Raw genomic sequence first — 26,181 nt, forward strand, 5'->3', positions numbered from 1 at the left:
TCCCGTTCCAATGCTTTAATGCGCAGCTCCATTTCACGCTGTTTTGTGAATGGTGACGTGCGCGGTCTTCCCCGCTTTTTAGGTATGCAAACTTCCGGTTTCCTGTTATAACGCCGAACCCAATTTTTGATTTGTACCTTTGTGAGCCCCAGTGCATCTGCTATTTCCTGGCGTGTTTTGCCTTGCTCACGCATGGCGATTATCTCTGGTTCCATTATTTTGATGTGCGTATATTCCCTTTTCATGCAATCGCCCCCTGTCGTAGTTTCTATCCTACAACAGGGGGCGTTTTCTCTCAATGTCTATTTCTTGGGATGCGGTCTACTATGAGAAGGGCTTTTTTAGTTTCTTTACTTGAAAGAACACGGTACATTGACCACGCATTTTCCACAGACTTCGCTGCCAACACTATTCGAACTTTTTCCGCCTTCATCCAGATAGGAATCACCAAATTCTTTATAAAGATCAGCATTTTTTAAGCAAACTTGAAAACATTTCTTCCTATCATATCCTGCAAAAGTTAGCGCTCCTGAAGGGCAACGTTTTACACAAACTCCACATATCCCTTTACTCTTATATAGACAGTATTCATCATCAAGCGGCTGATCAGGCACTACATCTAAATTTGTAACTACTGTACTATACCGACCACAACAGCCTTTTTTCGTAATTAGCATATTATTAATGCCAAAGGTACCCAGCCCTGCAATTCTTGCAATATGGCGATGCGACCAATTACTTATTAATTTTTCTCGATCAAATGTTGTTGATTCTTTTGAAATCCCTGCTTCATATCCCATTTTCTTTAATTCTTCTATTAGATAATGATTCAACTCTCCAAACATCCCATTGGTTTCTTCATAGGTACGAGCCCACTCGGGAGATGCCACGTCACCAGCTGCTTTGTTTGTATCTGCAAGTTCCTTTGTAAAAGGGACAAAATAGGCAATAACAATTGTCGGTTTTTTTAAGATCTCATGCGGCATAACATGCTGCTGCGAAATAATATCCTTTAGTTTTAAAATATCCGGATGATTTGCATCAGCAAATCCAACTAATGGCTCACTCCATTGGGATGTGATATCTGCTTTATTTTGATAGTTTTGCAGATAGGTTTGAATCATATTCGTTATTGTTTTTTTGTCCATCATGCTTCTCTCCAAATTAATACAATCCATTGTTGATTTTTAAGACCATCTTATTTTACAAACACGGCTATTTTATCTGATCCGCGGAATATGGAAGCTTCAACGGATTGCACATCGCAATAGGTTTGCAATAGATCTTTAAATTGCATCATCCATTTTTCAAGTCCATTTCCACCGTCAAACGCATACAGCACGCTGATGATTTCATGATCACCAGGCTGTGTCATGGCGCGTCGACTGTCACTGCTTGGGTTACCAAATGCACCAATATCATCATACAGTGTTGGTAGATGCTCAATGTTAACAGCACCCTTGCCAATACCTTCATAACTTGCACCGTCCGGCGCACGGTGCAGGGTAATATTTCCGGACAAATTGCTCACATCATACGAACCAATGGAATAGCCGGAAGTGATCGAAACCAAATTGTTAACCTCGACTATGTTGCTAATGTGATACAATCCATTGCCCTTCACGATGCGCCGCAGCATAGCTTCCGCCGCATTCCTATATTCGTATGGTGATTTACCGAGTGCTTTATAAGCATTTCTCGTGGCTGCTATTTGTGCAATGTGTGCGATATCCTCCAATGTACACCGCTCGCGTAACTCGCTTATTGTCTTGTCGAGCAATTCCAATAGTGCCGGCGTGCTTTTTTGCACATTCGCCCGATAATACAAAACACCGAGAGCGGTACTTGTATAAAGCTGTTGTAACTCTTCTGAAATAAAAAAATTCATGTGCTCTCCTTCCTAACCTTGGATGGCTTGCAGTTTCCAATAAACCTTCTTCTAATTACCTATACCTGTTATTCTGTTTGCTTCAATATACAATGGTTTTTAGTATAAAGTAAAACGATAATTTCTTACATTTGATATGAGATAATCTCACATCTACTAGATAAACCTCATAAATTTAAATCTAACAAAAGACTCACAGCAACAGAAATCGGAAAAAACTGCTCTTCATAATCAACTGAAATTTTTCCAAGTTAAAATCAAGATTGACGAGAGAAACAACCAAACCATACTTGAAATCAAAATGGATTTAGAAATAGTATAACTTTTTAAGACAAAATTTAAAACCAAAAGAAAACTTACAAATGGTATCGCCGAAACGATAGCAAAATATATTGTTTCACGAACCTTAGAAGCTCCATGTTCTATATACATGAAATAGTAAGCAAGAATACTTAAACCAGGGAAACTCAATACCAATCCCGCAATATAATAATTCTCTGTTTTTGATATATAATGCACGATGACTATAATAATAACAGCCATAACACATTTAATAAATAAATCCAATAAAATCTCTTCTTTCTGTTATGAATCTATTCTTCTGAAGGTACTTTCGGTCCCTGCAAATCCAATTGATAAAATGCAAGGTCTAGCCATTTATCAAATTTAAATCCTGCTTTTTTAATTACACCCGAAAATGTAAATCCCATTTTCTCATGCATTTTTATACTATTTTCATTTGCTGCATCAATTCCAGCAACAAGTGTTGCATATTCTCTTGCATTAGCAACTTTTATTATTTCCTGCATTAATTTGGTTGCAATACCCGCATTCCTATAATCCTTATGAACATACACGGAATGTTCAATTGTATATTTATATGCTGGCCATGCTCTAAATGGGCCAAATGTCGCAAATGCAAGAACCTTATCAGCGTTTTCAAATACTAGCAATGGATACCCGTCTTGCTTCTTTTTTTCATACCATTGCATTCTATCATCAAGAGTATGAGCCTTATAATCGTAGACTGCCGTTGTGTTCAAAATCGCATCATTATAAATTTCTAAAATATCCATTAAATCTTTTGGAGTTGCTTCCCTTATCATTCTTTTTCATTCCTTTCACAATGAATTTGTTTTTCTATATTTTAACCCTTACTTTACCAAACGTAAAATAGACTTTATTATTCATTTGCTATAGAATGAAGTTATGGCAAAACTGTTAAAGAATAGATGTAAGGAACGGTGCAACATGACGCTTCAACAATTTCGGTATATTGTAGAGATTGCCAAACATAATTCCATTAGTAAAGCTGCCTCTGCTCTTTATGTTACACAGCCAAGTATCAGCAAAGCAGTTCATGAGATGGAAAATGAGTTAGGAATTACTATTTTAAACCGAACGAACAAAGGGGTTTTCTTTACAAAAGATGGCATGGAGTTATTATTCTACGCTAAAATGCTTCTGGAACAAATGGATTCTGTCGCCTATCATTTTAAGAAGCAGAAAGCAACGGACGTAACGAAATTTGCGATTTCATCGCAACATTACGGCTTTGCGATCGAGGCTGTTGCCAATCTAATGGACTATTTTGCTGAACGGAAATATGAGCTGACAATTCGAGAAGGAAAGACAACTGATGTGATTGATGATGTGCATGCAAGCAAAAGTATTCTCGGAATTTTATCTCTTACCGATTTAAATAAGAATTTTTTTGAGCGTTATTTCATTTCGAAATCGCTGCTATTTACTCCCCTCGCTTCAATGAAGCAGCACGTTTTTCTTCGAAAAGAACACCCCCTAGCACATCTCAAATCAATTGCTTTAGAACAATTAGAAAATTATCCGTATCTGACTTATCAACAGGACGATGTACTGCTCCATTTTGCAGAAGAAGTGATCGATGTAGATAATATAAGGCAAATAGTCTATTTGAAGGATCGAGGTGCTATGAATAATCTCCTTTCTAATACAGATGGCTATAATTTAGGAACTGGCTGTATCGTGAATAATTATATGGACCCTACTATTATTTCTATCCCTTTGGAAGAAGGAAATCTGATTCAACTGGGCTTGGTAAAACGAAACGATGTATTTTTGCCAGAAGATCTTACGGTATATATTGATTATTTAACAACTGCTTTAAATCAGTCTGCACCCAAAGATGGATTTCTGCGTGCTTTACAGCAATAGCTTTTCAACTTCCTGCCAATTCAAACACCTTCGTTCTGTCCAACTCTTATTCCACTCATATTCCTTACCAAAACATATTTTAAATTCAGCATTACTGCTTAAAAGATTTTCAACGTGGTCATCAATGAATATTGCATTGTCCATATTTACACTACTCTTGTCCATCCTTATACCATTAGTTGCAACAGCACTAGAAATGAATATAACATTTTTTATGAAAGGCAAATGATTTTTTATCCATTTAGCCTTTAAAGAAATGTTGTCTAACGTTCCAATCGAGCAGATTACTAGCTCATATTTACTTGCTAATTTTTCAATTATCTCTTCAGCATGAGGCATAAATTCTAGATGTTTAAAAAGTTCTTCATGTGAAAATATAGTTTCTTGATGATCTACTAAACCGCATTGATCCATAAGATCATATCGGTTTACTCTACTATGATCAGCTTTTTTAAATCCCTTATGATCTTTGTAAAATGAATTATATACATTACAATATGCTTTAACTGAGTCTGCAATAGTACAATCAAAATCAATAAAAATCTTCATAATTTTTATTTCCATCCTCTCATAGTTAAATTGTGTTTATAAATACAGATTGAATGGGTTGTTATCTATCATTTAACTTCGAATCTGTATATCCTGTTATTGCATTATAGCAAAATAGATTGTACAGTGATATGAGAAATCTCATATCACTGGAGGCTAATCATGGAAAGAATTACATCACCGGATTTAATCAGGAATACTGCAGAATACTCAGGATTTTTTGATTATCTTCCTTATGATGCTCTCTCTTATGCACAATTACATCGTTTTGATGCTAATGAATTTATATTATCTGAAGGACAGATTCCAGATTATTTTTATTTGGTGGCAGAAGGTCAGGCAAAAGCTTATCTTACCCACAGCAATGGTAAAGTTTCACTGGTGAATTTTTTGTATGCACCATGCTTTATAGGCGAAATGGAACTCCTTAATGCTCAACAAAAGGCAGTAGCTCTACAAGCTATGATTCCAGTAACTTGTATTGCCCTGCCTATGCAGCAATGCCGTAAAAGTTTATTGCAAAACCCTGTATTCCTGCGAGAACTCTGTATCTATTTAAGCAAGAAAGCGGATCGTAATTCCCGTATTTATACACATAATATTGCCTATCCTTTAGAAAACCGTCTTGCTCGGTTTATTCAGATTACAGTTCACAACGAAATTTATTCTGAAAGACATACCGAAGCCTCAGAATATCTAGGAGTGACTTATCGACACCTGCTTTATGTGATCGCCAGCTTTGTACAAAGAGGAATCCTTCAGAAAACCAACTTTGGATATAAAATTATAAATCATGAAGCATTAAAACAGCTTGCAAGTCAAAACTAAAAAATTGCTCAAAATACTGCTACACTAAATAACTAGTGTAGCAGTATTTTGAGCAATTTTTCCATTATATCTATTTTTATCTTAAAACTAGAGAACGGGAATCTAAATGGTATCCTTGTCCTCATATGATTCTCTAGATACCAGAATCAAGTAAGATCACCATATGTATCTCTCTTATAATGCCTCATATAGCCAAGCAGCTTTCCTAAGAACAATCCAGTACACAACCCAGATACTACTAACATGCTGACTTTAAAATTTAATTGTTCTACTAATACCGGGTTTGTAGCTTTTTCATATCCCAAATAATACTTTGCGATAAAAATAATAACTATAATTATCAGTGTGTCCCATGAACCAGGTATTTGAATAAGCAAACTTTTTTTATCAATTTTTATATCTAAACGTTTTACTTGCCACCATCCATATAAACTTCCACCTAATATAGCAGCAATCCAGCTAATTATGCTTAGATATTCTATGTTTTCAATAGTCGCTAAATTTTGTATCGATATGGATAAGAAAATAATCGGAAGAACAAAAATCTTCCAAAATGGAATAACACGTGCTTTTGATGCTTTTAAACCTACGATAATAAGATAAACCAACAATAAATATACCCACCAAGGAGTATGAATTAGTGTTTGCCAAATGAATCTCATGTCTTCTTCTCCTTAATTACTCGGCGTGCATCAATCTTTCCATTTACTCTTTTTAGCAAGTCCTTATGAAAAAATCCTTGTGATACCCCGTAGACACTCCCTGTCATAACGATGTGTCCGCTAGATGTTATCTCAATTTCTATGACACCGCCAGCCATATGAACTTTCATTTTATTTTCTGCAAGTCCTAGCTTATAAGCAACACTTGCAGCAGCACAGCTGCTGCTGCCTGATGCCAGCGTATATCCTGCACCACGTTCCCAAATTTCGATTTGGATATTGTTTTTATCCATGATTTTTAAAAACTGTACATTCGTCCGATTTGGAAAAATGGAGTTACTTTCAAATTTAGGTCCCAACTCCTTTGCTAGTCTCTCTGAAATATCTGAGCATAATATCACACAGTGTGGATTGCCCACAGTCACACAATTAATTCTATATTCGTGATCACCAATCAATAACTTCTCATTAATAACTTCACGTAATGCTCCATTTACAGGGATTTCTTCACTTAGAAAACTAGCCACCCCCATATCGACTCTTAACAGTGTGGCATTTTCATCTAATACTTCTATGTTGACCGTGCCACCCAATGTGCTTATCTGAAATGCCCTATCTTTTACATAGCCCGAATCGATTAGATATTTAGCAAAGATGCGAATACCGTTGCCACTTTTCTCGGCTTCACTGCCATCAGGATTTAATATTCGTAATTTGATAATTTCATTTTCATAGATAGGTCCATATAGAATTCCATCTGATCCTATACCAAAATTTCTGTCACATAACAGTTTTACATTTTCATTCATGACGTTTAAATTTGATTTATTAGGGTCAATTACTATATAATCGTTACCCAAAGCTTGGTATTTATAATAATCCATTTCCACAACGTTAAGCCTCCTCGTCAATTAACTCAATCATATCATAATTTTCTTTGTGATCTTTTATTCAATTGTATTTTAGAAACATTTTCTCCAAAATCACCATATTCCTTTTTCCGATTGCAATAAAAGCCCTGCTATTGGAACAGTATCCTATATTTCTATCCTTATTTATCCATTAAAATACAAAACTCCTGCAACGCTGATTGCTTTAGTTATTAGAAAAAATTTGAATTGAAGGTTTTTCATAAGAGCAGACATGAACCCATTTTCCATCACAAATCAACTCGATTTTTCCAATTTGCCTGCCCTTCCAATTCCATGACCGGATGACTTCTGCGACAATTCTATTGGTCTTTTTCTGGGATAAGGTTGGATCGGCTACTACTGGAATACCATGAATGATTGTACACATGATATAAGCCTCCTTTCTATCTAAAGATTTAAACCATTCATTTCTACAGTAGGCATGAGTGTTAACGCTTACATTATAGGTAAGCATTTGCCTCGAAAATAAGTAGATTAGTTGCTACTCTATGCAAATCTACAATATTAAGTGTTTCTTAAATTAGTACTACTTCCATAATAATCAACCTTTATTACATGGGCGATTAAATAAAGATTAGAATTGGATTAAAAAATTCAAAATTCTCTTCCTATCCATATAAAAAATGTTCTTATATACTTAAGATATTTAATTAAACAATAAGGGGTAGTATTCATGTCGGCGAGAGATACAACTATATTAATTGTAGAAGATGAGTGGAAAATTGCCCGATTTCTACAAATGGAATTGGAGCACGAAGGCTTTAAAACCGTAATTGAGACTAACGGGCGTCAGGCTCTGGATCGAATTATCCAAGAGTACTTTGACCTTATCTTATTAGATATTATGCTGCCGGAGATGTCTGGCATAGAAATTTGCCGCTGTGTTCGAGAGATTTCCCAAATACCGATCATCATGATAACCGCTAAAGCTACAATTGAAGATAGAGTCATGGGGCTGGATATTGGCGCAGACGACTATCTAACCAAACCATTTGCAATACAAGAACTTCTAGCCCGAGTCCGTGCAGCTATGCGAAAAAATAAGACGAGTACCTCCCAGATACTCGATCAAGGAAATTTACGCGTAAAAAATCTTGTTCTCTTCTCAAAGCGTTATGAAGCACAAGTCAATGGACAGCCTATCGAATTGACAAAAAAAGAATATGGTCTCCTCGAATATTTGGTACGCAATAAGCATATCGTATTAGATCGTGAACACATTCTACAGGATGTCTGGGGTTATGAATATGCAGGAAATACAAATGTAGTCGATGTTTATATTCGTTATTTGCGCAGCAAACTTGATGAACAATTCGGTGAAAAATACATACATACTGTTAGGGGAATCGGCTATGTGGTCAAAGATTAAAAAGTTCACCCTAGCAATGTCGATTCAATTGACGCTATTCTACATTGGTATTTTGTTTTGCATTCTGTTCATCATGAGTTTTTTTACTGTCTGGGGGATACAATACATCTTGTTTATGCAAGCAGAAAATGACATTACCGCTAGTGCCAATAACATTACCAGCTATCTAGCAGCAGGTCATCCTTTAGATCAACAGGTATTAAGTGAAAATTTTCTTGCACCCGATGTTATTCTCAGGATCTATGACGAACAAAGTAACCTAATAATAGATAATGCCCCTTCTACGCTTAGCACTAACAAATCTCAGATGCGAGAACAAGAAGGCATTCAGCTTATTGAAAATACGTTACTAAGAGAAATTCCACGACATGCCTATGAGGTAAATCATACTCACTTTTATTACTTGCAGCAATTTGTGCAGCAAAATGGACATTCATACCAATTGTATTTTATGAAAATAATCTCGGAAAAAAATGCAGTTCTAAAAACCCTATCCAATATTATGAAGGCAAGCAACCTCATTGCCCTATTGTTTATCATTACGTCTGGCATCTTTATCATCCGCAAAATTCTGCAGCCCATTCGAAATATAACGGCAATTGCCAAAGAGATTGAGATTAACGACTTAAGCAAACGTATTCACGTTAAAGATAGCAATGATGAACTTCACCATTTTGCAAGAACATTTAATCATATGTTAGATCGGCTTCAGACGGGCTTTGAACAACAGCAGCAGTTTGTTGCAGATGCTTCCCATGAACTGCGCACTCCTATCACGGTGATTAGCGGTTATGCCAATATGCTGGACCGTTGGGGCAAACAAGACGAATTTGCATTACAGGAAGGAATTAGCGCAATAAAATCAGAAGCAGCTAATATGTATGAGCTTATTGAAAAGCTGCTCTTCTTGGCGCGAACGGATCAGAGCAATCAAGTGGTTCACAAAGATAACCTTGTCATGCAAAGCCTAATTGAAGAAATCCTACAGGAAACTCAGCTTATCGCTCCAAATCATCAAATCATTTTAACTAATAATGATCCTGCCATAATTTATGCAGATTCTGCCTCTATCAAGCAGATGTTACGAATTTTTATTGAAAATAGTATTAAATATACGCCTATTGGCGGTACAATTCATATCGCTTCACATCAATCCAGCACTTACTTAACTATTACTATTCAAGATACTGGAATTGGCATACCAAAAGAAGAGCAGTCTAAAGTTTTTGACCGTTTTTACCGGGTTGATGCATCCCGTTCAAAATTAACAGGTGGAGCCGGTCTCGGTCTTTCTATTGCACAATGTATTGCCCAGCAACATGATATTGAAATTCATTTGACCAGTATACTAGAAAAAGGTACTACCATTAGACTCCACTTACCTCTACCTTCCAAAGCGTAATGCACAGCTCTCTTATGAAACAACTGGACGTTCATCCCTCTTGTCCACTAAGAGAGCTATTAGCTATATCTTTAAGTAAACTTTTGGATCACCCTCGTCTTTAGGTGGAACACTTGAATCTGCGATACTCTGGTTAATCTTTTTAATTCCATCTTCTGTTGCTTTTCTCACCGCTTCCTTCACTGGGGGCTTCTTACCAATGGAGGTATATGGGAGCCACGTAGTATTAGAGCCACGACCTATAACATCTTCACTTAACGCATATTTCTGGGTAATGGTATTATATAAACGAATTCTAAGTGTTGCTACCGTTTTAATATTTTTATAATATAATAGATCACTATAATCAGATTTTACAGGAAGAATTTCTACTGTAAGTACATACTTGCTTCCCAATTCTTTTGCCAAACTATTTAAATCTTTCTGGTCTCCTAGTTGCAGTTTTTCCAGCGTATTCTCTCTTAAGTCCTTGCTTATCATTTCACCACCTGGCAGTTGCTTTTCTAACTTGGCAGTGATTTCATTTTTTAGTTCATTTCCATACTTTTCTTTACAACTGTCCATTACTACAAACCTTACACCTTCAGGGTTTGCATTAGATGCATAAACTGGGAAAGCCATCATAGCAAACATTATTACAAACATACACAAACTCTTATACATAAATTTTGCCTCCTTATTGCCATCTTAATTCATTTGATTATCATTGTAGCTGCTGAAACACAATTACGGCTTAAAGCAATTTTATTATCTCCTCTCAGTTTTTCTTAACTTTATAATAGCCCTTCATTATTACACGATCATTAGACTACGATTAGATTTAGATTAAAAATTAGACCGTAAACAAAAGGTACTTTTCACGTTGTGTAAAAAGTACCTTTTATTTACGGTCTAAATCTTAGATTTCTCAGTAGATATTCTCTCACCTATTGTCTACTGTTAGCTGAACACATCAATTCGGCATAAGAAATGTTAGAGCCTCTCTATTCCAAAGTCTATTTTCTTATTTAAAATTTTGTCACAAAGCTGAATGAAACCCCATGGGCATTATAGGAAGGATTATGACCTCCTAAGCCACCATTTGAAACATGCATGAGCATGTACCCCATATTCACTGAAGAGTCTTTGCTAGTTTTATAAATGAATTGAGGTCCGACCCGCCACATGAAATTATAATATCTTCCGCCAGCCGGAAATATTTTGTCATATACGATAAATCCCCCACTCATATCGAGCGCTGCCGATAGCTTACCAGAGATTTCTTTTTCACTGCGAATCATATAAATAGGTCCAACGCCGACTGCAGAACTGTCTTGATTCGCTTTTTTTAAATCTATGCTTCCATACGGACGAGTAATTGTAAATCCTCTATATACAGACTTATTATTTTTTTCGGAAATTTTCGTAATTATATGTAGTGATACCGTATCAATATCGCGATTGCTGGTAAATGGAGTTAAGTAATCCCACTCCAGCTCGAACTTGGGATCAGCCGCATAGCAATACGACTTGCCCGGTATGAAAATCAGCAAAAAGTTAATAACAATTACGAAACAAATCAATCTACGCACAATACAACACTCCTCGTATGAGTTTTCTGCATTGCTAACAAAATTGTTGCCATTATGCAAAAACTACCTTAATTCTCTTTTTTCAAAGAAAAGCATTACTAAACATTCTATATACTGAATCATTTCCCTGCTAAATTATAAGATATGGAAAATATTTCAATAATCAAAAGACGATTACTTTTATACATTGAATTCATATATTGACACTGTTCGCCCTTCAATATTTGAAGGTGATTCCCCCAAGTAGCAAGCTCCTAATTTGTCATAAAATCCTTTTGCATTGGGATCAGATAAAATATTGACTTTATCTATCTTCAATTCCTTGCATTTGCTTTTAAGTGTGGCAATCAGCTTTGACCCAATCCCCTTACCGATACACTTGGGCATAATGAATATGTGCTCTAACCAAAAGCCTTCATCAACTTGTACTAAAGAAAAATAGCCTAACACCTGCCCATCTCTTTCTGCAAGGTAAACAATGTTATTTTGTATATACGATGGAGTAATGGTCAATTCATCTTTCCATATTTCAAAGTATTGTTCAGGATAATTCCAGTACCTCTTGGACATAAAAGATATTTGAGTCAGAACTTTGCTATCGTCAGCTACTGCCTTTCTAATTTCTAAATCATGCATTGCCAGCTGCACTACTAAACTCTGTATATGATGATGATTGGTGCCACAGCAACCACCTATTATTTTAATTCCAAACTCATTCTTTACATTCAACATCTCTTCTGCCCAAGCTTGGGGTTCCTCAAATTCAAGATTAACAGCATTATCAAGCTCCTCTGGACTTTTAGTGGATGTATTGCCCAATAGACCAATTATCCGTTCAATTCTCAGCGAAGAATTTATAGGATTAGTTAAAGCTTTTTTAAAGGTTATCGGATGAACACAATTCACTACATAGCCAACAGGCTGACAATCAACTTCTTCATCTATCAAGGCTATGGCTTTATGCAATGGCGTGCTGTCTAATAATGTACCGTTATCTCGAATTACAAAACCAAGTATATAGGGTTTATCAAATACAGCCATCGCTTTCGCTATGCCTAACGCTTCTGATACTGATGGTAAAGTTTCTGCAATCAAAAAGTTTACCCCTGCACATATGAGTCGTTCAATTTGATATGAATGAAAAATTTCAGCCTCGGCTGCGCTCAATGCCTCTTCAGGATTATATGCGTCCCCTTTACAGCCGATTAACCCTCCTATAAAAATTTTTTCTGCGTAATGTTCATATTCATCCCTAATCTCACTAAGAAAGCGGAAGCAATCTAAGTTGACATCCCTATCCAATATTTGAGCTTGCCTAATGCGTTCCAAACTTGCACGCCAAGTAGGTGTAAATAATACTATTGGCAAGCTCTTTACACATGTCGCATATATATATTGTTTATACATATTTTTCATTTTTTGTTTTTGGGCAGGGTTATAAATATATCCCGCATTTGCAACATACGGATCTAATTCAAAGTTACATTCTCGTTTTAATCTTTCTATGATCGCGCCTTCAGTAATAATAACAGGATAATCTGTTAATGCTTGGGAAAAATCCATATCAATCTCTTGCCTCCTGCGTTACTATTTTATGATCCTATGCATTGTAACAAACTAAATTTTGATATCCATTGAGTTTCATATTACGCATTTATCTATTTCATTGATGATTTCAAAATCAGTACCTAATTCAAATAACAATTTAATAGAGTGGATTTTATACTTCTCTAATTTAAGATATGTTTCTTGTAAATATATTATGTCTTTAAAAAATAAGAAACATCAGAATCGCCCCGATGCTTCTTGTAGTATTGCTATGTTTCGAAATTGATTTACCAATTTTCATAATGGATTATTTCTTCAATCTTTTTACGTGGGCGTGCTTTAGGTTCTTCATCCGCATAACCAACGGTAATAATGCCAACTACATACTTGTCAGAAGGAATATTTAAAATTGGTCTGATTTCCTCTTGAGTAAACCACGCAACCCAGCAAGTACCTAAACCTAAATTACTAGCTTCAAGTAAAATATGTTCCATTGCGATTGAGGTATCTCTTATAATTTGCTTAACTTCTTCCTGTGGACTTTGTTCATCTAAGGTTAGATGTATCTCATCACTTATTCTGACACGAATATCTGCAACACAAACAATCAAAATTGGAGCAGCTAGCATCCATTTTTGATTATGAGATACTTCAGCTAGCTTTTGTCTAGTCCATTCAGATTTTACGATGACAAAATGCCATGGTTGTGTATTACTTCCTGATGGGGCGAGTCTCCCACTCTCAATTAATTGAATAATTTTTTCATCTTCTATTGGTTTATCAAGATATTTTCTTATACTTCTACGATTTTCAATCGATTCTATCATCACACTTCCCCCTTCTTGATGATACTTCATAGTAATGACAAGGTTATAATACAATCATATTGAATAAAAAAGACCGTATTGCTCTATAAATTTATATACAATTTTCATGCAAAAAATCCTGCAATAATTTATATGTGCAGGATTTTTTTGCCATTTGTATGTCAGTTATAGCTAAACAGCTGGTCACTTCGTAATTTGGGGAAAAATCCCCAAACGGCTTATACCCATTTACCTTATAATATTTTCATTAGTCGGAGCATTAGATCCATTGCACGAGGGAAGCTAATGATTGACGAGTTTTGAGATGAGGCTGTACTGCTCTGTACCCAAAGCTGGCCATTACTGATACGCCAAAACGCTCTGTATCCAGAATACCTTCTTCTTTCAGCAGCTTTTCCACTGCTTTCCGATTAAAGCCTTCTATCGGACAAGAATCAATTTTTAGCAGAGCAGCAGTAGTTAACATATTTGCCATTGCGATATAAGTTTGCTTGCAAGCCCAGTCAAAGACGGCCCGGTCACTTTCCAGCAAAGCAAAGTCATTTTTTTGAAAACTTTCAAAAGCTTTTCTCTTTTGATCCGCTATCTCCTGCGGCAATTTTTGTACTTCCGTCATTATGCGGGTAACATATTGCGAGTTGTAGATAGTATCAGGTTTTTTTCTTGCCAGAAATATCAAGAAATGGCTGGCACCTTGAAAACTGTTCTGAGCCCCCCAAGCAATAGGCCATAATTTATCTTTTAATTCTTTACTTTGCACAACAAGAAACTTCCAGGGTTCAAATCCGAAAGAACTTGGAGAAAGTCTACCGGCTTCTAGTATCGTCAAAAAATCTTTCTCCGGAATGACTCTCGTTGCATCAAAATGCTTACACGCATGCCGAAATTGAAACGCATCTAAAATAGTTTGGTGTTCGTTATTCATAAATAAGTACCTTCCTTTTTTAAATTTAAAAGTTTAGTCTTTTCCATCAACTGTGCTCTACCGCATTTTCGATATTGCACTTCCATAAATTAGAGCAGGTTTCTGCCTCATGGATTAATACTGACATATCATGTCTCATTAAAGATGCAGTGGTTATTCCCAAACATTGAACAACGATTGCAGGAAATGCATTTTGCTGGGGCCGTATCCCCCTCCTTCCATCTACTGAACAAATTACGTTCCCGAATGAGCACGTCGGTCTGTGCGTGAATACCCTTCGCCTTTTCTTGAAGAACGGCTTCCGCCACTCATTTCTATAGCATTCAAGCCAAATTTTTTCAGGGTTTTACACACGTCCTCAAAAGTCATGCCATTGTCCATAAAATCTTCAGCCTCAGCATCCTATCAGAATTAATTGCTAGCATTTTCAGGAATCAGATCGGAATACTGTTATTTGTAATTTCGAGCATAGATGTATATACACATATTTGCTGTTAGCAGCTACCTTGCGCGCAACAAATATCCGCTCTTCCTAAATGGTTAATTTGCTTAATAGATAATCTGAGCTGCATTCTTGTTCTTTATAATATAATAATAGAATGTAATATCAAAAATAACAAGTAGATACATATAAGTAGTATAGTATCTTTTTATATACTTACTTAAAGACACTGTTCAATATTTAAATGATTAGAAGTCCACAAAGTAATACCCTTACATTATTTTAAGCACAGCTAAGAAAGCCTATAGACATAAATATAGGCGGATCCTTACGCTGTGCTTTCTGTATGGGACTAAAGGCATGTTTTCTGTTCCATAAATCTATCAATCCTATAACGTGTCAGGATTTTCTCACTTTTTAGGAGTGGCCTTACTTACCGTTTTGACTTCTTTTGCTTCGTCTCGGACATATTGAGGAATCACTACCGGATCTACTTGATTATATTTTGAATATGTTATCTGCATATTCAATGTTGAGTTTGCTAAAAAATCTTCTATTTTAGTTCTGTCTTTTGGATTGCCTATCTCCATAAACAACCCTGCACCTTTTCGAATCGGTTCTGTCAAATCCATATCTATTTCTTTTACCATCTTAGTCGCTTTATCAACTTTAACGCTATATTTTATATCGCCAGCAGCTAATAAACCAAGACGTCCTGCCGCAATCGCACTCAAAATATCCTTATCCTGCACATTATTTTGTTTGACAGCTGCATTTATCGCATCACTTATTTGCATACTATCCAACGTTATTTCTATATATTTATAGGATGGCGTTTCTTTTTTCAGCTTCACTGATTTCATACACTGCAGCATATCCATTCGAGCAGATGCCTTCTCACTTGCAGAAAGTTTTTTGTTCAAAGAAAGATCAATCGGTACAATCTGCTTGATCCACTTTTCGTTACTTAACATATAAAGCACTAGATTTCCTTGATTTTGTTCTATATACTGTTTTAACATCACAGTATTTTCTTTATTCTTTGCATCACGAAAGGTAATGTTTATATCTTGTTTATAACGTAGAGGTTTTTCCTGGCCTTCCCCATTGGCTGCAATGTTGACTTCTCCCATTGGGGTTTCAGCCTTGACTGCCACGTCATAATGCAAATTGTTTACATCCATCATATTTTTGTATACATCGTTCAAATATGTCTTTTCCGGTGACAGCGTTTCCTCTGCAAATGCAAATGAACTGCTCATTGCCACAAACAACAATCCCCATACTAAAGCAATTCCCCAATTGATCTTTCGCAAAAATTCCATTTTATTCATCAATCTCCTTTTTATGAATTTCGCTAATCCATACATTTTCATTATATGTAAGGTCAAGAGATACCATCACCCTCCATCAAATCTAGCACTTAACTATATTTCTTATTTGTAACATTTCTGTCAGCAGCATAAAGTTCCTGCCAAATTCAAACAAATTTTGCAGCAGCTATGTGTTTATTCCTTAGACAGAAGGATTATTTCCTGCTCGGTTGCATATATTACAATCTATGGGTATAATATAAGAAAGTACCACCCCCTTTCTAAAAGGGTGTGGTCAACCGCTCCCAAGACAACCTGTTACACTTATTGTAGCATAATTTACCAGGTTAAAAAAAGAATTTTTCCATTTGATATAAATACGAAAGAATTGAAAGATGAATCATCCAAAAGTGCATTTTAAATAATGTAATCACAAAAAGCTGAAGACCACTAGAGTACATTAGTGGCCTCCAGCTTTTTCGTATTTGGCAACGCGTGCAATGAAACATATTACGGAACTTTCCTCACAGTATTATAACGATGTATAGCTGGTCACTGCGAAGAGTATACTATAGAAAAATGAAGTGAAGGATATGGATATCGTAGGATGAATTACAAAAATATTACCATTGCCGGAAGTGGAGTATTAGGAAGTCAAATCGCTTTTCAAACAGCCTATAAAGGATTCACGGTGTCTGTTTATGACATAAATCAGCAAGCGATTGATACGGCAAAAGAACGACTCCATCAATTAAAGCTAAACTATATGCGGGATCTAAAGGCATCAGAACAAGAAGTCAATAGAGCCTTGGAACGAATTTCTTTTTTTGTGGAATTGTCGGAAGCCGTCAATCAAGCGGATCTGTTAATAGAGGTCATACCGGAACAGGTTGCAATAAAAATGAATTTTTATACCAAACTATCTAAAGTGGCTTCTGAAAAAACTGTTTTTGCAACCAACTCCTCTACACTTCTCCCTAGCATGTTTGCAGAAGTAACCGGTCGTCCTGAAAAGTTTTTAGCGCTTCATTTTGCCAATCAGATTTGGCTAAACAATACAGCCGAGATTATGAGACATTCGAAAACGGATCAGGGGATCTTTGAAGAGGTAGTCGAATTCACCAAAGCAATTGGAATGATTTCTTTGCCTATATATAAAGAACAACCTGGCTATATTTTAAACTCTTTATTAGTGCCATTACTTAATGCAGCTTTAACGCTAAACGTGAAAGAAATTGCTGACTACCAGACAATCGATAAGGCATGGATGGTTGGTACTGGAGCTGATTATGGCCCATTTGCCATTTTAGATATCGTAGGAATTAGAACAGTGCATAATATTGTGCTGAGCAGAGGTGAAGCAGGGGATGAAAAATCCGCGTATCTGGCACAGTGGCTGAAGACACAATATCTTGAAAAGGGAAAGGAAGGAAAAGAAACTGGGGAAGGTTTTTACAAATATCCCAATCCAGCTTTTTTAGAATCTAACTTTTTAACAATGTAGTCAATGAAGAATTATACCGAAATATGAATACATTACTCTACTGAAACAAGAAAGGAATGACGTATTATGTATTATAGTAATGGCAATTATGAAGCGTTTGCTAGGCCTAAAAAACCAGTAGGTGTGGACAATAAATCTGCCTATCTTGTCGGTTCTGGTTTGTCATCACTAGCAGCCGCATGCTTTCTTATCCGTGATGGACAAATGAAAGGGGAACGCATTCATATTCTGGAAGAGTTAGGGATTGCCGGAGGTGCTTGTGACGGAATTCATGACAGCCAAAAGGGCTTTATTATACGTGGTGGACGTGAAATGGAAAACCATTTTGAGTGTCTATGGGATTTATTTCGTTCCATACCTTCCCTTGAGATAGAAGATGCCTCCGTATTAGATGAATTCTACTGGTTAAATAAACGAGATCCAAACTATTCTCTCATGAGAGTCACTATGAATCGCGGTCAGGATGCCCACACGGACGGAAAATTTGGACTGAGTGAGAAAGCTGCCTTAGAAATTGTAAAACTGTTTACTATAACGCGAGATGAAGATTTATATGACAAGAAAATATCCGATGTTTTTTCAGAAGACTTTTTCGAATCGAATTTCTGGCTTTATTGGCGGACCATGTTCGCCTTTGAGGATTGGCATAGCGCACTGGAAATGAAACTCTACATTCAGAGATTCATTCATCATATTGGAGGACTTCCTGATTTTTCGGCGTTGAAGTTTACCAAATATAATCAATACGAATCGCTAATTCAACCTATGATTAAGTACCTTGAATCGCATGGTGTGCAGTTACAATATGATAGCAAGGTAACTAATGTGATGTTTGATATTGATGGCGATAGAAAAGTGGCGACAAAAATTATGTATCTTTCCGGTGGCAAGGAAGAGGTTATTCATTTGACAGAAGATGACCTCGTCTTTGTTACCAATGGCAGTTGTACAGAGAATTCTTCATTCGGAGATGACAATTCTGTACCGAAACCAAATACTTCTCTTGGTGGCTGCTGGGAACTCTGGAGAAATATCGCCAAGCAGCATCCGACCTTTGGAAGGCCGGATAAATTCTGTACAAACATAAAAGCTACTAATTGGGAATCTGCGACAATCACCACGCTTGATAACCGCATACCACCGTATGTCGAAAAAATTTGTAAGCGTGACCCCTTTAGCGGGAGAGTCGTTACAGGAGGAATCATCACTGTAAAGGATTCGAACTGGCTTATGAGCTATACATTAAACCGGCAACCCCACTTTATAGAACAGCCTAAAGATCAATTGGTTATCTGGTTATATGGGTTATTTACAGATATTCCCGGTAATTATATCAAAAAACCAATGAAAGAATGTACAGGGTCGGAAATTGTAGAAGAGTGGCTCTACCATCTCGGTGTGCCAGAAAAGGAAATTCATGACATGGCTGCCCAATCCGCCCATTGTATTCCCTGTATGATGCCCTATATTACAGCCTTTTTTATGCCCAGAACCAAGGGAGACAGACCGAAAGTAGTGCCAGACGGATGTGTAAACTTTTGCTTTATTGGGCAATTTGCGGATACTGTGCGTGACACGGTGTTTACTACTGAATATTCTGTACGAACAGCTATGGAGGCAGTGTATACGCTTTTAAATGTAGACCGCGGGGTACCGGAAGTTTTTGCTTCTTGCTATGATATTCGCGTATTGCTGGATTCAACATCGAAAATGATGGATGAAAAAAAGTTGACGGAATTAAAACTTCCGTTTATAGCGAGCTTAATAGAAAAAAATGTATTGCGCAAAATTTCAGGAACGACTATGGAAGAACTGCTGAAAAAGTACAATATTATATAATGATTGGAGACTTTCAAGTGAAGAATATACATTATTGAAGGTTTTATGGCAAACTCGTATTAGCATAAAAAGAGCATCTATTGTAAGGGGCAAAACAGATCATAAGCTGGTTGCCCCTTTCTTTGCATATTAAAATAGCTATTTATATTTTTCTAAACTTAATTATCTTGGGTGTCATCAGTACTAATAATGCAAGTATTAACATCACAGCGGCAAAAAGACTTGGGGCTGCGATATTAACGTTTTTTTGCAGATATGCTGCGACAACAGGCCCTATGATTTGTCCTAAGGCATATACCGTTGTCAATTCTCCGATAGCTTGTAATTGCGCCTTCGGTTTTACTCGGGATGCCAAGGTAATTGTCAAACTGGTTATCCCCATAAAGGTTCCGCCAAATAAAGCACCTCCTGCTAACGTGCTCACTTGATTTGGAATGATAACTGGCAGGAGAATTCCAAGCGCCTGTACCCCATATGCCAGCATCAAGCTCAATTTTAGGCTTGTCTTTTTAGCAATCTGTGCCCAAAGATATGTCGAGGGGGCTGCAGCCAAGCCAATTAATATCCAACTTTGGTTTGCAATATGGCTAAGCTCAGGCATTGATTTTATCATTTGCACAATAAATGTGGCTGTAATGATATAGCCAATACCTTCAAGCCCATAACTGATGAGAAGAACATACCACTCATAGTCCCTTTTAAACTTATCTTGAGATCGTATCTCACCTTGCTCCCCAGCTTCAGGAAACGACGCTTTTGACAGCGTATACCACGCAACGATTCCAAAGATACTTCCGCCTAGTGCTAATCCTTGCCAGGCGGCTGCCCAGCCGCCTATACTATCAAACAGGGGTACAAATAGTCCAGTAAACGCAATGCCAAGACCAACTCCACTATAAAGATATCCTGCCCAATCGCTTCGTCCTTGTCCTAAAGTAATGCTTGAGGCAACAACAAATAAAATTGCACTAAGAAACCCAGAAAGCATCCTTAGAAAAGACCAAAGTAAATCATTTAATGTGAGTGGCATAGCTATCAGCAAAATGATACTGGTAACGATTCCTCCGCCTAACCAGATTCGTAACTGTTTTCTGATCCACTGTTTTCTTGAAATATAGGCTCCAATCAGATAGCCTAGATAGTTTGCAGACGCCATCACTGCGATATCCCATTCCGTTACGCCAATATCCCTTTGCATTAGCGGAATAATGGGAGTAAACCCAAATCGTGAAATCCCCATGGCTAAGCTCAAGGCGCAAATTCCACCTACAAGAGTGAAAAGATTACGATTATTTTTGATGTCGCCACCTCCTAGCCAAAAAATATACTTATATGGTACTATAAAGATCACATTAAAAGAAGCGATTCATTTCTATTATAGCAATCGGTTTTATCTATAGGAGGTATTAAAGTGGATTTAGACGATATAAAAGTATTTCGCGAAGTAGCATTGCAGGGTTCCATGACACAGGCAGCGGAAACACTTGGATATGCACAATCCAGTGTAACTGCGCGCATACGAAAGTTAGAAGCAAACTTAAAAGTAAATCTATTTTATCGTAATGCAAAGGGAGTACAGCTCACTCCCTCCGGTCAGATTTTCTTGGAATATGGATTAAAGTTTACGCAGCTCACAGAAGAATTATACCGCATCTTGAGTCCAAGTGAAGTTCCAAGCGGATTACTGCGAATTGGTTCTATGGAAACAACAGCCGCAATTCGTCTGCCTGCGCTGCTGAAAAAATACCATTCCTTATATGACAAGGTCGAGTTAGCACTTCAAACTGGACCTACTGAATGTTTAATTAATCAAGTTCTAAATTACGAGCTGGACCTAGCCTTTGTCGCAGCACCTGTTAACCATCCTGAAATCGCTGAAATCGATAGCTTTAGTGAAGAAATGGTACTGGTGGCCGAGAAAAAAGAAAATACCCAAGATATTTTGGATATTGTGAGGAATAGAACAATATTAGTTTTCCGTCTGGGCTGCTCTTATCGCTCATTGCTTGAGCGATATTTATTGGAAAGCAACTCCATACCTTTAAGGCGTTTTGAATTTGGATCTCTGGAGGCTATTATTGGCGGTGTATCAGCTGGTATCGGCATTTCTTTATTGCCCAGGTCAGTTGTAGAAGATAAGCTTCAATCAGGCATTCTGGTTGCTTATGATCTGCCGCCTCATCTACGAAATTGCACAACAATGCTGATACAACGAAAAGATGTGATACAAACAGCAGCTATGGCTAATTTAGTTGATTTATTATATTAGTATACAAAATTTTATAGACTACTCGATTTAATAAGTAATTTTAAGTATATACTTCTTGATATTCTATTTTAGCATCAGGGGATACTAATTTAACATAATCATATATATCCGATAAATGATTGACCACTGTATCTTTAGAAATGCCAACTGGTGCATAAACTACAAAAACAACCTTTTGTGTCTCAGGCAAAATGCGAGTACGTAAGTCAGGACCATGTATAATACTTGAGATAATTCCTGCTGCATCGTAAAGCATCATATCTTGCGGTTTCACAACCTGCTCCTTTCCATTAATCAGAAAATATGCCTCATCACCTGCTGCTGCATCTAGTGTTAATGGAAATCTCAATGCGTTATAATCATGTCCGGCAGTTAACAGGCCATTCTTCAATTCGGCCATAAACATGGCTTCAACAACTGCTGCAATACAAGGAATTTCTTTGCCTTTAAAAATAACAGATTCTAATTGTTTCAAAACATGATAGCTCTTCTTATACTGTTTATAATAATTGCTATAAACCGAAATTGGAAAATGGTTAAAAAGAGCTTCTCTATTCGTAAACCTTGCCTGAAGTTCGTCCTTTAGCTTCCTTTTACTCACCTCCAATGCTTCAGATTGTTTTGCATTAAGTACATTTTCTACAATCATGAATCCTATGCTGGCTCCTTTATGTGCTTGCTTCCATGCATCGGTAACATATATCATTAGCAAATCCCCCATATACGTTTTTTAGCCCACTTAAAATATGCAGACAATTTATTTCATTTTAACTCTTCCATGAGAAATTTCTTGTATGATATTGCTATATTTTTTAGGTGTAATTCCAGTAATTTGTTTGAATTGCTTTGAAAAGTGACTCTGATCTGTAAATCCAATTTCATGAGCAATAAATGCCATTGAAAAGCCCTTCGCCAAGAGGGCTTTTGCGCGTTTAATTCTAACTTGTTTAAGATATATATGAGGAGGAACCCCAATACACTTTTTAAATAGACGAATCAAGTGAAACGGGCTAAGATTACAAATGAAGGATAACTCTTTTATTGAAAAGTTTTGAATATAGGAATCCTCAATATATTCTCGTGCTAATTCAACAGCTCGATTGTCTCTCCCCATATCTTTTACACATAATCGCTCCTCTGCGTGACGTGAAATAAATTCTGTTAACATCGATAAAAGAAGTGATTCTTGCTCAATTAATGGAATAGCCGAATGTTCCAGTACAATATGAAGATTTCTAATAAAATAAGCCAAATCATTATCTTTTATAACCCCCGCTGTAAAAAACGGGATTTTTTTTGTTTTACCTGACATCTCATAAACGACCTGCTCCAACAGTTTTGGTTCAAGGTAAAACATTCGATACGTCCATCCTTCATTTGACCCAGCATAGCCATCATGGGCTTCCCCCGGAATTACCAGGTTAATGCAGCCCGAAGAAGCAGTAAGGTTTTCACCCCGATAAGTAAATTTAAGTGCTCCTTGTTCAATCACACCAATGGCAAATCCTTCATGAATATGTTTACTAAAAGAATGATTAACATATGTAGCATGCAGTAATTCAAGATTATTTAATTGGGGCATGATCCAGAAATTCACTTTTTCTTCTTTAATGCACATAACAGTTCCTCCCGAAAAAACTCTTTCAGGTCTTCTCATATTAATTCTTCTTAAACTATAAATTAAAATCCTGCCAGTTTGAAGACTTAACCAGCAGGATCTACTTTATTTTTATTATATTAGCAGACACTTTGGGAACGTTCCTTATTTTGCATTAATATGAACGTCAGGAGCACCCCTTATTTCTTGCTACTCTGCCTCTATTAAGCGCAAAAAACCACAGAGATCATTCTCTGTGGTTTAAAAATCATTATGGCAGGGGTAGAAAGACTCGAACTTTCAACCGACGGTTTTGGAGACCGGTACTCTACCAATTGAGCTACACCCCTATATGGAGCGGGAAAGGAGATTCGAACTCCCGACCCTCGCCTTGGCAAGGCGATGCTCTACCGCTGAGCTATTCCCGCATGATAATTGGCTCCTAGAGTAGGACTCGAACCTACGACCGATCGGTTAACAGCCGATTGCTCTACCAACTGAGCTATCCAGGAATATTTGGTGGAGAATAACGGGATCGAACCGTTGACCCCCTGCGTGCAAGGCAGGTGCTCTCCCAGCTGAGCTAATTCCCCAATGGAGCTGGAAACAGGACTTGAACCCGCAACATCCTCATTACAAGTGAGGTGCTCTACCAGTTGAGCTATTCCAGCAAATGGCGACCCAGATCGGATTTGAACCGACGACCTCCGCCGTGACAGGGCGGCATTCTAACCGCTAAACTACTGGGCCATGTGATAACCTAAAATGGTGGGGGATGACGGGATCGAACCGCCGACATCCTGCTTGTAAGGCAGGCGCTCTCCCAGCTGAGCTAATCCCCCATAATAAATATTCACCCACAACGGTCAAATGATCAACACCCTGATAAAAAGCAAGATGCTCCACAACTAAGCTAGTGGATTATATAATAGCAATGGCGGAGCGGGTGGGATTTGAACCCACGCAGGCCTTACGACCTCTAACGATTTAGCAAACCGTCCTCTTCAGCCGCTTGAGTACCGCTCCATGATGGAGCGGGTGAAGGGAATCGAACCCTCGTAGCTAGCTTGGAAGGCTAGTGCTCTACCATTGAGCTACACCCGCATTATAAAAATGGTGACCCCGGCAGGATTCGAACCTGCGACCTTTTGATTCGTAGTCAAATTTCGCCATCATTTTTCGTTTTCAAGATGTCATGAATGCTTGATAATGCTGGATTTTCATCACAGACCGTCACAGAACTTTTTCACCGCATTGTTGTACGGTTGTTGTAGTACAGTAACAGCTGGGTACCGGTGAGCTTACCTTACCTGCTCCGTTTTTGGAGCCGCTCACCGGACGCTTTGCTAGTATAACACAGTCCGTGCAGCTTCGCAAGTGTCTTCTGACCGAGAACATTCTGACAGGTCTGCCATCTTCCACCACCGTGCTGTGGTGGTCTTTTTTTTTTGCCATGGCCAGCAACCAAGCTGCCGCAAAAAAAGCCGCCGGCATCACCGGCAGCCTCCCTGCAGAAACTGGATAACCATCCCCAGAACCATCAGCCCGCCGATCAGCGCCGCCAGCCAGAAAACTGACAGCAGCAAGCTGTGGTCGGCACAGTACCGGACGCTCGGCCGGTCATCCCGGTCCAGCGCGTTCCAGTAGCAAGCCCACAGCGCGGCCTCCACCCGCCACCGTCTCACCAGATAGTCCCACATACCCACGCACCTCCCGCTCATCGGCAGCGGCTCCCCGCCGCCGTCACTCTCCAAAAGAGCGCGGGAGTAAACTTCCTATTGTGCTAAGATTCTGACGCGGCACACTGTGTCACCCGGAGGGGCGCAGTGAAAGCGGAGCAGGCGCAGCCTTGACCGGTGTGATACAATCAGAAGACCGGCGTCGGGGCGTTTCAGTGGTTAGACCTCGCTTTTTCCTTTTCGGTTATTTCGTCGGCTACAGCTTTTATGAGCAAAGCCCCGCTGTGTTCTTCGATCACAACTTTATCACCGCTCTGAAAGCCAAGGTCCTGGAGCCATTTGCCTTGCAAACGGATAAGCGGCCGCCGGTCTTTACCATTAAGGTATGTATAATAGATTGTCAAAATACGTGAGGTTTCCCTTTCACTGGACAAGTATATACCCCCTATCGCAAGCTGCAGCAAGGCCCTTGATCATGGCAGGCCCTTGCCGGACAGCTTTTTATAGGGGATAGAGTAAGGGGTAGAATAATTCTACCCCTCCTCATCAAACCGTACGTGAGGTTCTCCCTCATACGGCTTTCCGACATTCTTCTTCCTTCAGCTTTCGTTATCCAACAAGTTTTAATAGACCAGATTGATACATCATCCGCCACACTTCTTTAATTTCTGACAGATGTTTTCTTACTTGCCGCTTTTTATTCCACCATATTGTAAACCGTACTACAATGTACCAATCTATCTTCTTAAGGCTTTTCCTAGCGCTTTTGAATCCATAGTAGTTACGCCATCCTCTAATTTTGGGGTTTAGCTTTTCTATTAAGCTTTTCATATCCAGTACCAGT

Annotated in this window: 28 protein-coding genes and 10 tRNA genes; 7 read left to right on the forward strand and 31 right to left on the reverse strand. The window is 37.9% G+C overall.

The annotated features are described in order from the left end of the window. The 5 genes from BMZ99_RS26040 to BMZ99_RS22730 form a co-directional block, all read right to left on the reverse strand. Positions 1-245: helix-turn-helix domain-containing protein (locus BMZ99_RS26040; RefSeq protein ID WP_139214828.1), on the reverse strand; the 245-nt coding region annotated here is incomplete at its 3' end. A gap of 105 nt (positions 246-350) precedes the next feature. After that, on the reverse strand, positions 351-1,151 hold the full coding sequence (locus BMZ99_RS22715) for an epoxyqueuosine reductase (RefSeq protein ID WP_217645134.1): 801 nt from the start codon (positions 1,149-1,151) through the stop codon (positions 351-353). Between the two features lie 47 nt (positions 1,152-1,198). Continuing rightward, the gene (locus tag BMZ99_RS22720; protein ID WP_090943319.1) at positions 1,199-1,888 is read right to left on the reverse strand and encodes a B3/B4 domain-containing protein; all 690 of its coding nucleotides are present in this window, start codon (positions 1,886-1,888) and stop codon (positions 1,199-1,201) included. A 231-nt stretch (positions 1,889-2,119) separates the two neighbouring features. Beyond that, positions 2,120-2,431: a GlpM family protein gene (locus BMZ99_RS27660; protein WP_139214829.1), complete on the reverse strand. Its 312-nt coding sequence runs from the start codon at positions 2,429-2,431 to the stop codon at positions 2,120-2,122. Positions 2,432-2,481: 50 nt separating this feature from the next. Further along, positions 2,482-2,994: a GNAT family N-acetyltransferase gene (locus BMZ99_RS22730; RefSeq protein ID WP_090943325.1), complete on the reverse strand. Its 513-nt coding sequence runs from the start codon at positions 2,992-2,994 to the stop codon at positions 2,482-2,484. Between the two features lie 145 nt (positions 2,995-3,139). Between BMZ99_RS22730 and BMZ99_RS22735 the strand changes: the two genes are divergently transcribed. Beyond that, a complete protein-coding gene (locus BMZ99_RS22735) occupies positions 3,140-4,081 on the forward strand; it encodes a LysR family transcriptional regulator (protein WP_175490669.1) in 942 nt (313 codons plus the stop codon). Here the strand turns inward: BMZ99_RS22735 and BMZ99_RS22740 are convergent. Continuing rightward, the gene (locus tag BMZ99_RS22740; protein WP_090943331.1) at positions 4,070-4,645 is read right to left on the reverse strand and encodes a 5' nucleotidase, NT5C type; all 576 of its coding nucleotides are present in this window, start codon (positions 4,643-4,645) and stop codon (positions 4,070-4,072) included. The genes BMZ99_RS22735 and BMZ99_RS22740 overlap by 12 nt on opposite strands. 147 nt (positions 4,646-4,792) lie before the next feature. Between BMZ99_RS22740 and yeiL the strand changes: the two genes are divergently transcribed. Then, positions 4,793-5,458, forward strand: a complete 666-nt coding sequence (yeiL, locus tag BMZ99_RS22745; protein WP_090943334.1) for a transcriptional regulator YeiL — start codon at positions 4,793-4,795, stop codon at positions 5,456-5,458. A 146-nt stretch (positions 5,459-5,604) separates the two neighbouring features. On the opposite strand, the gene BMZ99_RS22750 is transcribed toward yeiL, so the two are convergent. From BMZ99_RS22750 to BMZ99_RS22760, 3 genes are all read right to left on the reverse strand, one after another. Then, positions 5,605-6,120, reverse strand: a complete 516-nt coding sequence (locus BMZ99_RS22750; protein WP_090943335.1) for a DUF6622 family protein — start codon at positions 6,118-6,120, stop codon at positions 5,605-5,607. After that, positions 6,117-7,004 (reverse strand): diaminopimelate epimerase, encoded by an 888-nt coding sequence (gene dapF, locus BMZ99_RS22755; protein ID WP_245755124.1) that lies wholly within the window; start codon positions 7,002-7,004, stop codon positions 6,117-6,119. The genes BMZ99_RS22750 and dapF overlap by 4 nt, the downstream gene beginning before the upstream one ends. 211 nt (positions 7,005-7,215) lie before the next feature. Further along, positions 7,216-7,419, reverse strand: coding sequence for a hypothetical protein (locus BMZ99_RS22760; RefSeq protein WP_090943341.1), 204 nt, complete (start codon positions 7,417-7,419; stop codon positions 7,216-7,218). Positions 7,420-7,725: 306 nt separating this feature from the next. On the opposite strand from BMZ99_RS22760, the gene BMZ99_RS22765 reads away from it, so the two are divergent. Both BMZ99_RS22765 and BMZ99_RS22770 read left to right on the forward strand, forming a co-directional pair. Then, complete coding sequence (locus BMZ99_RS22765; protein WP_090943344.1) at positions 7,726-8,421, forward strand: response regulator transcription factor; 696 nt, start codon at positions 7,726-7,728, stop codon at positions 8,419-8,421. After that, positions 8,405-9,823: a sensor histidine kinase gene (locus BMZ99_RS22770; protein WP_090943347.1), complete on the forward strand. Its 1,419-nt coding sequence runs from the start codon at positions 8,405-8,407 to the stop codon at positions 9,821-9,823. Before BMZ99_RS22765 ends, BMZ99_RS22770 begins: the two co-directional genes overlap by 17 nt. Before the next feature lie 63 nt (positions 9,824-9,886). On the opposite strand, the gene BMZ99_RS22775 is transcribed toward BMZ99_RS22770, so the two are convergent. The 6 genes from BMZ99_RS22775 to BMZ99_RS22800 all read right to left on the reverse strand — a co-directional run bounded on the left by BMZ99_RS22775 (position 9,887) and on the right by BMZ99_RS22800 (position 16,470). Further along, positions 9,887-10,486, reverse strand: a complete 600-nt coding sequence (locus BMZ99_RS22775) for a hypothetical protein (RefSeq protein WP_090943350.1) — start codon at positions 10,484-10,486, stop codon at positions 9,887-9,889. A 344-nt stretch (positions 10,487-10,830) separates the two neighbouring features. Next, positions 10,831-11,394, reverse strand: a complete 564-nt coding sequence (locus BMZ99_RS22780) for an acyloxyacyl hydrolase (protein ID WP_090943353.1) — start codon at positions 11,392-11,394, stop codon at positions 10,831-10,833. A 180-nt stretch (positions 11,395-11,574) separates the two neighbouring features. Then, positions 11,575-12,957 carry a GNAT family N-acetyltransferase gene (locus BMZ99_RS22785; protein WP_090943356.1) on the reverse strand — a complete coding sequence of 461 codons (1,383 nt, stop codon included), beginning with the start codon at positions 12,955-12,957 and terminating at the stop codon, positions 11,575-11,577. 272 nt (positions 12,958-13,229) lie between these two features. Then, a complete protein-coding gene (locus BMZ99_RS22790) occupies positions 13,230-13,769 on the reverse strand; it encodes a nitroreductase family protein (RefSeq protein ID WP_090943359.1) in 540 nt (179 codons plus the stop codon). A 259-nt stretch (positions 13,770-14,028) separates the two neighbouring features. Next, entirely contained in the window at positions 14,029-14,694 is a 666-nt protein-coding gene (locus BMZ99_RS22795; RefSeq protein WP_090943362.1) for an NAD(P)H-dependent oxidoreductase, read from the reverse strand. Between the two features lie 852 nt (positions 14,695-15,546). Beyond that, positions 15,547-16,470, reverse strand: a complete 924-nt coding sequence (locus tag BMZ99_RS22800) for a DUF6612 family protein (protein WP_245755122.1) — start codon at positions 16,468-16,470, stop codon at positions 15,547-15,549. A gap of 586 nt (positions 16,471-17,056) precedes the next feature. On the opposite strand from BMZ99_RS22800, the gene BMZ99_RS22805 reads away from it, so the two are divergent. Together BMZ99_RS22805 and BMZ99_RS22810 are read left to right on the forward strand one after the other, a co-directional pair. Further along, positions 17,057-17,953, forward strand: coding sequence for a 3-hydroxyacyl-CoA dehydrogenase (locus BMZ99_RS22805; RefSeq protein WP_090943365.1), 897 nt, complete (start codon positions 17,057-17,059; stop codon positions 17,951-17,953). Positions 17,954-18,019: 66 nt separating this feature from the next. Next, positions 18,020-19,792, forward strand: a complete 1,773-nt coding sequence (locus BMZ99_RS22810; protein ID WP_090943368.1) for an oleate hydratase — start codon at positions 18,020-18,022, stop codon at positions 19,790-19,792. Between the two features lie 142 nt (positions 19,793-19,934). On the opposite strand, the gene BMZ99_RS22815 is transcribed toward BMZ99_RS22810, so the two are convergent. Next, a complete protein-coding gene (locus tag BMZ99_RS22815) occupies positions 19,935-21,044 on the reverse strand; it encodes a YbfB/YjiJ family MFS transporter (RefSeq protein WP_245755123.1) in 1,110 nt (369 codons plus the stop codon). Between the two features lie 159 nt (positions 21,045-21,203). Between BMZ99_RS22815 and BMZ99_RS22820 the strand changes: the two genes are divergently transcribed. After that, the gene (locus BMZ99_RS22820; protein WP_090943371.1) at positions 21,204-22,061 is read left to right on the forward strand and encodes a LysR family transcriptional regulator; all 858 of its coding nucleotides are present in this window, start codon (positions 21,204-21,206) and stop codon (positions 22,059-22,061) included. A 40-nt stretch (positions 22,062-22,101) separates the two neighbouring features. Here BMZ99_RS22820 and BMZ99_RS22825 read toward each other — a convergent pair whose 3' ends face one another. The 15 genes from BMZ99_RS22825 to BMZ99_RS22895 form a co-directional block, all read right to left on the reverse strand. Further along, positions 22,102-22,767, reverse strand: coding sequence for a hypothetical protein (locus tag BMZ99_RS22825; RefSeq protein WP_090943373.1), 666 nt, complete (start codon positions 22,765-22,767; stop codon positions 22,102-22,104). A gap of 51 nt (positions 22,768-22,818) precedes the next feature. After that, positions 22,819-23,679 carry an AraC family transcriptional regulator gene (locus BMZ99_RS22830; RefSeq protein WP_090943376.1) on the reverse strand — a complete coding sequence of 287 codons (861 nt, stop codon included), beginning with the start codon at positions 23,677-23,679 and terminating at the stop codon, positions 22,819-22,821. Positions 23,680-23,932: 253 nt separating this feature from the next. Next, positions 23,933-24,008: transfer RNA gene (locus tag BMZ99_RS22835), tRNA-Trp, on the reverse strand. A gap of 3 nt (positions 24,009-24,011) precedes the next feature. Then, positions 24,012-24,086 (reverse strand) — tRNA-Gly (locus BMZ99_RS22840). An 8-nt stretch (positions 24,087-24,094) separates the two neighbouring features. Next, a tRNA-Asn gene (locus tag BMZ99_RS22845) sits at positions 24,095-24,170 on the reverse strand. A gap of 5 nt (positions 24,171-24,175) precedes the next feature. Then, positions 24,176-24,251: transfer RNA gene (locus BMZ99_RS22850), tRNA-Ala, on the reverse strand. Between the two features lie 2 nt (positions 24,252-24,253). Continuing rightward, a tRNA-Thr gene (locus tag BMZ99_RS22855) sits at positions 24,254-24,329 on the reverse strand. A 3-nt stretch (positions 24,330-24,332) separates the two neighbouring features. Further along, a tRNA-Asp gene (locus tag BMZ99_RS22860) sits at positions 24,333-24,408 on the reverse strand. Positions 24,409-24,424: 16 nt separating this feature from the next. Continuing rightward, positions 24,425-24,500: transfer RNA gene (locus BMZ99_RS22865), tRNA-Val, on the reverse strand. Between the two features lie 93 nt (positions 24,501-24,593). Further along, positions 24,594-24,684: transfer RNA gene (locus BMZ99_RS22870), tRNA-Ser, on the reverse strand. A gap of 4 nt (positions 24,685-24,688) precedes the next feature. After that, positions 24,689-24,762 (reverse strand) — tRNA-Gly (locus BMZ99_RS22875). A gap of 10 nt (positions 24,763-24,772) precedes the next feature. Then, positions 24,773-24,853 (reverse strand) — tRNA-Ser (locus BMZ99_RS26565). 298 nt (positions 24,854-25,151) lie between these two features. After that, positions 25,152-25,358 (reverse strand): hypothetical protein, encoded by a 207-nt coding sequence (locus BMZ99_RS22885; protein ID WP_090943382.1) that lies wholly within the window; start codon positions 25,356-25,358, stop codon positions 25,152-25,154. Between the two features lie 191 nt (positions 25,359-25,549). After that, on the reverse strand, positions 25,550-25,771 hold the full coding sequence (locus BMZ99_RS22890; RefSeq protein WP_175490671.1) for a SymE family type I addiction module toxin: 222 nt from the start codon (positions 25,769-25,771) through the stop codon (positions 25,550-25,552). Between the two features lie 175 nt (positions 25,772-25,946). Beyond that, a partial coding sequence (locus BMZ99_RS22895; protein WP_217645135.1) for a group II intron maturase-specific domain-containing protein occupies positions 25,947-26,181 on the reverse strand: 235 nt, incomplete at its 5' end.

It is taken from the genome of Pelosinus propionicus DSM 13327 (genome assembly GCF_900114615.1).
In the GTDB taxonomy this organism is placed as follows: domain Bacteria; phylum Bacillota; class Negativicutes; order DSM-13327; family DSM-13327; genus Pelosinus; species Pelosinus propionicus.

What these genes read in the sequence shown, in the direction of transcription:
- yeiL (WP_090943334.1), top strand. Translation starts at nt 4,793, where the DNA reads ATGGAAAGAATTACATCACCGGATTTAATCAGGAATACTGCAGAATAC.
- BMZ99_RS22785 (WP_090943356.1), bottom strand. Translation starts at nt 12,957, where the DNA reads ATGGATTTTTCCCAAGCATTAACAGATTATCCTGTTATTATTACTGAA.
- BMZ99_RS22795 (WP_090943362.1), bottom strand. Translation starts at nt 14,694, where the DNA reads ATGAATAACGAACACCAAACTATTTTAGATGCGTTTCAATTTCGGCAT.
- BMZ99_RS22765 (WP_090943344.1), top strand. Translation starts at nt 7,726, where the DNA reads ATGTCGGCGAGAGATACAACTATATTAATTGTAGAAGATGAGTGGAAA.
- BMZ99_RS22790 (WP_090943359.1), bottom strand. Translation starts at nt 13,769, where the DNA reads ATGATAGAATCGATTGAAAATCGTAGAAGTATAAGAAAATATCTTGAT.
- BMZ99_RS22805 (WP_090943365.1), top strand. Translation starts at nt 17,057, where the DNA reads ATGAATTACAAAAATATTACCATTGCCGGAAGTGGAGTATTAGGAAGT.
- BMZ99_RS27660 (WP_139214829.1), bottom strand. Translation starts at nt 2,431, where the DNA reads ATGGCTGTTATTATTATAGTCATCGTGCATTATATATCAAAAACAGAG.
- BMZ99_RS22885 (WP_090943382.1), bottom strand. Translation starts at nt 25,358, where the DNA reads ATGTGGGACTATCTGGTGAGACGGTGGCGGGTGGAGGCCGCGCTGTGG.
- BMZ99_RS22735 (WP_175490669.1), top strand. Translation starts at nt 3,140, where the DNA reads ATGACGCTTCAACAATTTCGGTATATTGTAGAGATTGCCAAACATAAT.
- BMZ99_RS22760 (WP_090943341.1), bottom strand. Translation starts at nt 7,419, where the DNA reads ATGTGTACAATCATTCATGGTATTCCAGTAGTAGCCGATCCAACCTTA.
- dapF (WP_245755124.1), bottom strand. Translation starts at nt 7,004, where the DNA reads ATGGATTATTATAAATACCAAGCTTTGGGTAACGATTATATAGTAATT.
- BMZ99_RS22750 (WP_090943335.1), bottom strand. Translation starts at nt 6,120, where the DNA reads ATGAGATTCATTTGGCAAACACTAATTCATACTCCTTGGTGGGTATAT.
- BMZ99_RS22740 (WP_090943331.1), bottom strand. Translation starts at nt 4,645, where the DNA reads ATGGAAATAAAAATTATGAAGATTTTTATTGATTTTGATTGTACTATT.
- BMZ99_RS22830 (WP_090943376.1), bottom strand. Translation starts at nt 23,679, where the DNA reads ATGTGCATTAAAGAAGAAAAAGTGAATTTCTGGATCATGCCCCAATTA.
- BMZ99_RS22730 (WP_090943325.1), bottom strand. Translation starts at nt 2,994, where the DNA reads ATGATAAGGGAAGCAACTCCAAAAGATTTAATGGATATTTTAGAAATT.
- BMZ99_RS22800 (WP_245755122.1), bottom strand. Translation starts at nt 16,470, where the DNA reads ATGAATAAAATGGAATTTTTGCGAAAGATCAATTGGGGAATTGCTTTA.
- BMZ99_RS22715 (WP_217645134.1), bottom strand. Translation starts at nt 1,151, where the DNA reads ATGATGGACAAAAAAACAATAACGAATATGATTCAAACCTATCTGCAA.
- BMZ99_RS22775 (WP_090943350.1), bottom strand. Translation starts at nt 10,486, where the DNA reads ATGTATAAGAGTTTGTGTATGTTTGTAATAATGTTTGCTATGATGGCT.
- BMZ99_RS22720 (WP_090943319.1), bottom strand. Translation starts at nt 1,888, where the DNA reads ATGAATTTTTTTATTTCAGAAGAGTTACAACAGCTTTATACAAGTACC.
- BMZ99_RS22825 (WP_090943373.1), bottom strand. Translation starts at nt 22,767, where the DNA reads ATGATATATGTTACCGATGCATGGAAGCAAGCACATAAAGGAGCCAGC.
- BMZ99_RS22810 (WP_090943368.1), top strand. Translation starts at nt 18,020, where the DNA reads ATGTATTATAGTAATGGCAATTATGAAGCGTTTGCTAGGCCTAAAAAA.
- BMZ99_RS22770 (WP_090943347.1), top strand. Translation starts at nt 8,405, where the DNA reads ATGTGGTCAAAGATTAAAAAGTTCACCCTAGCAATGTCGATTCAATTG.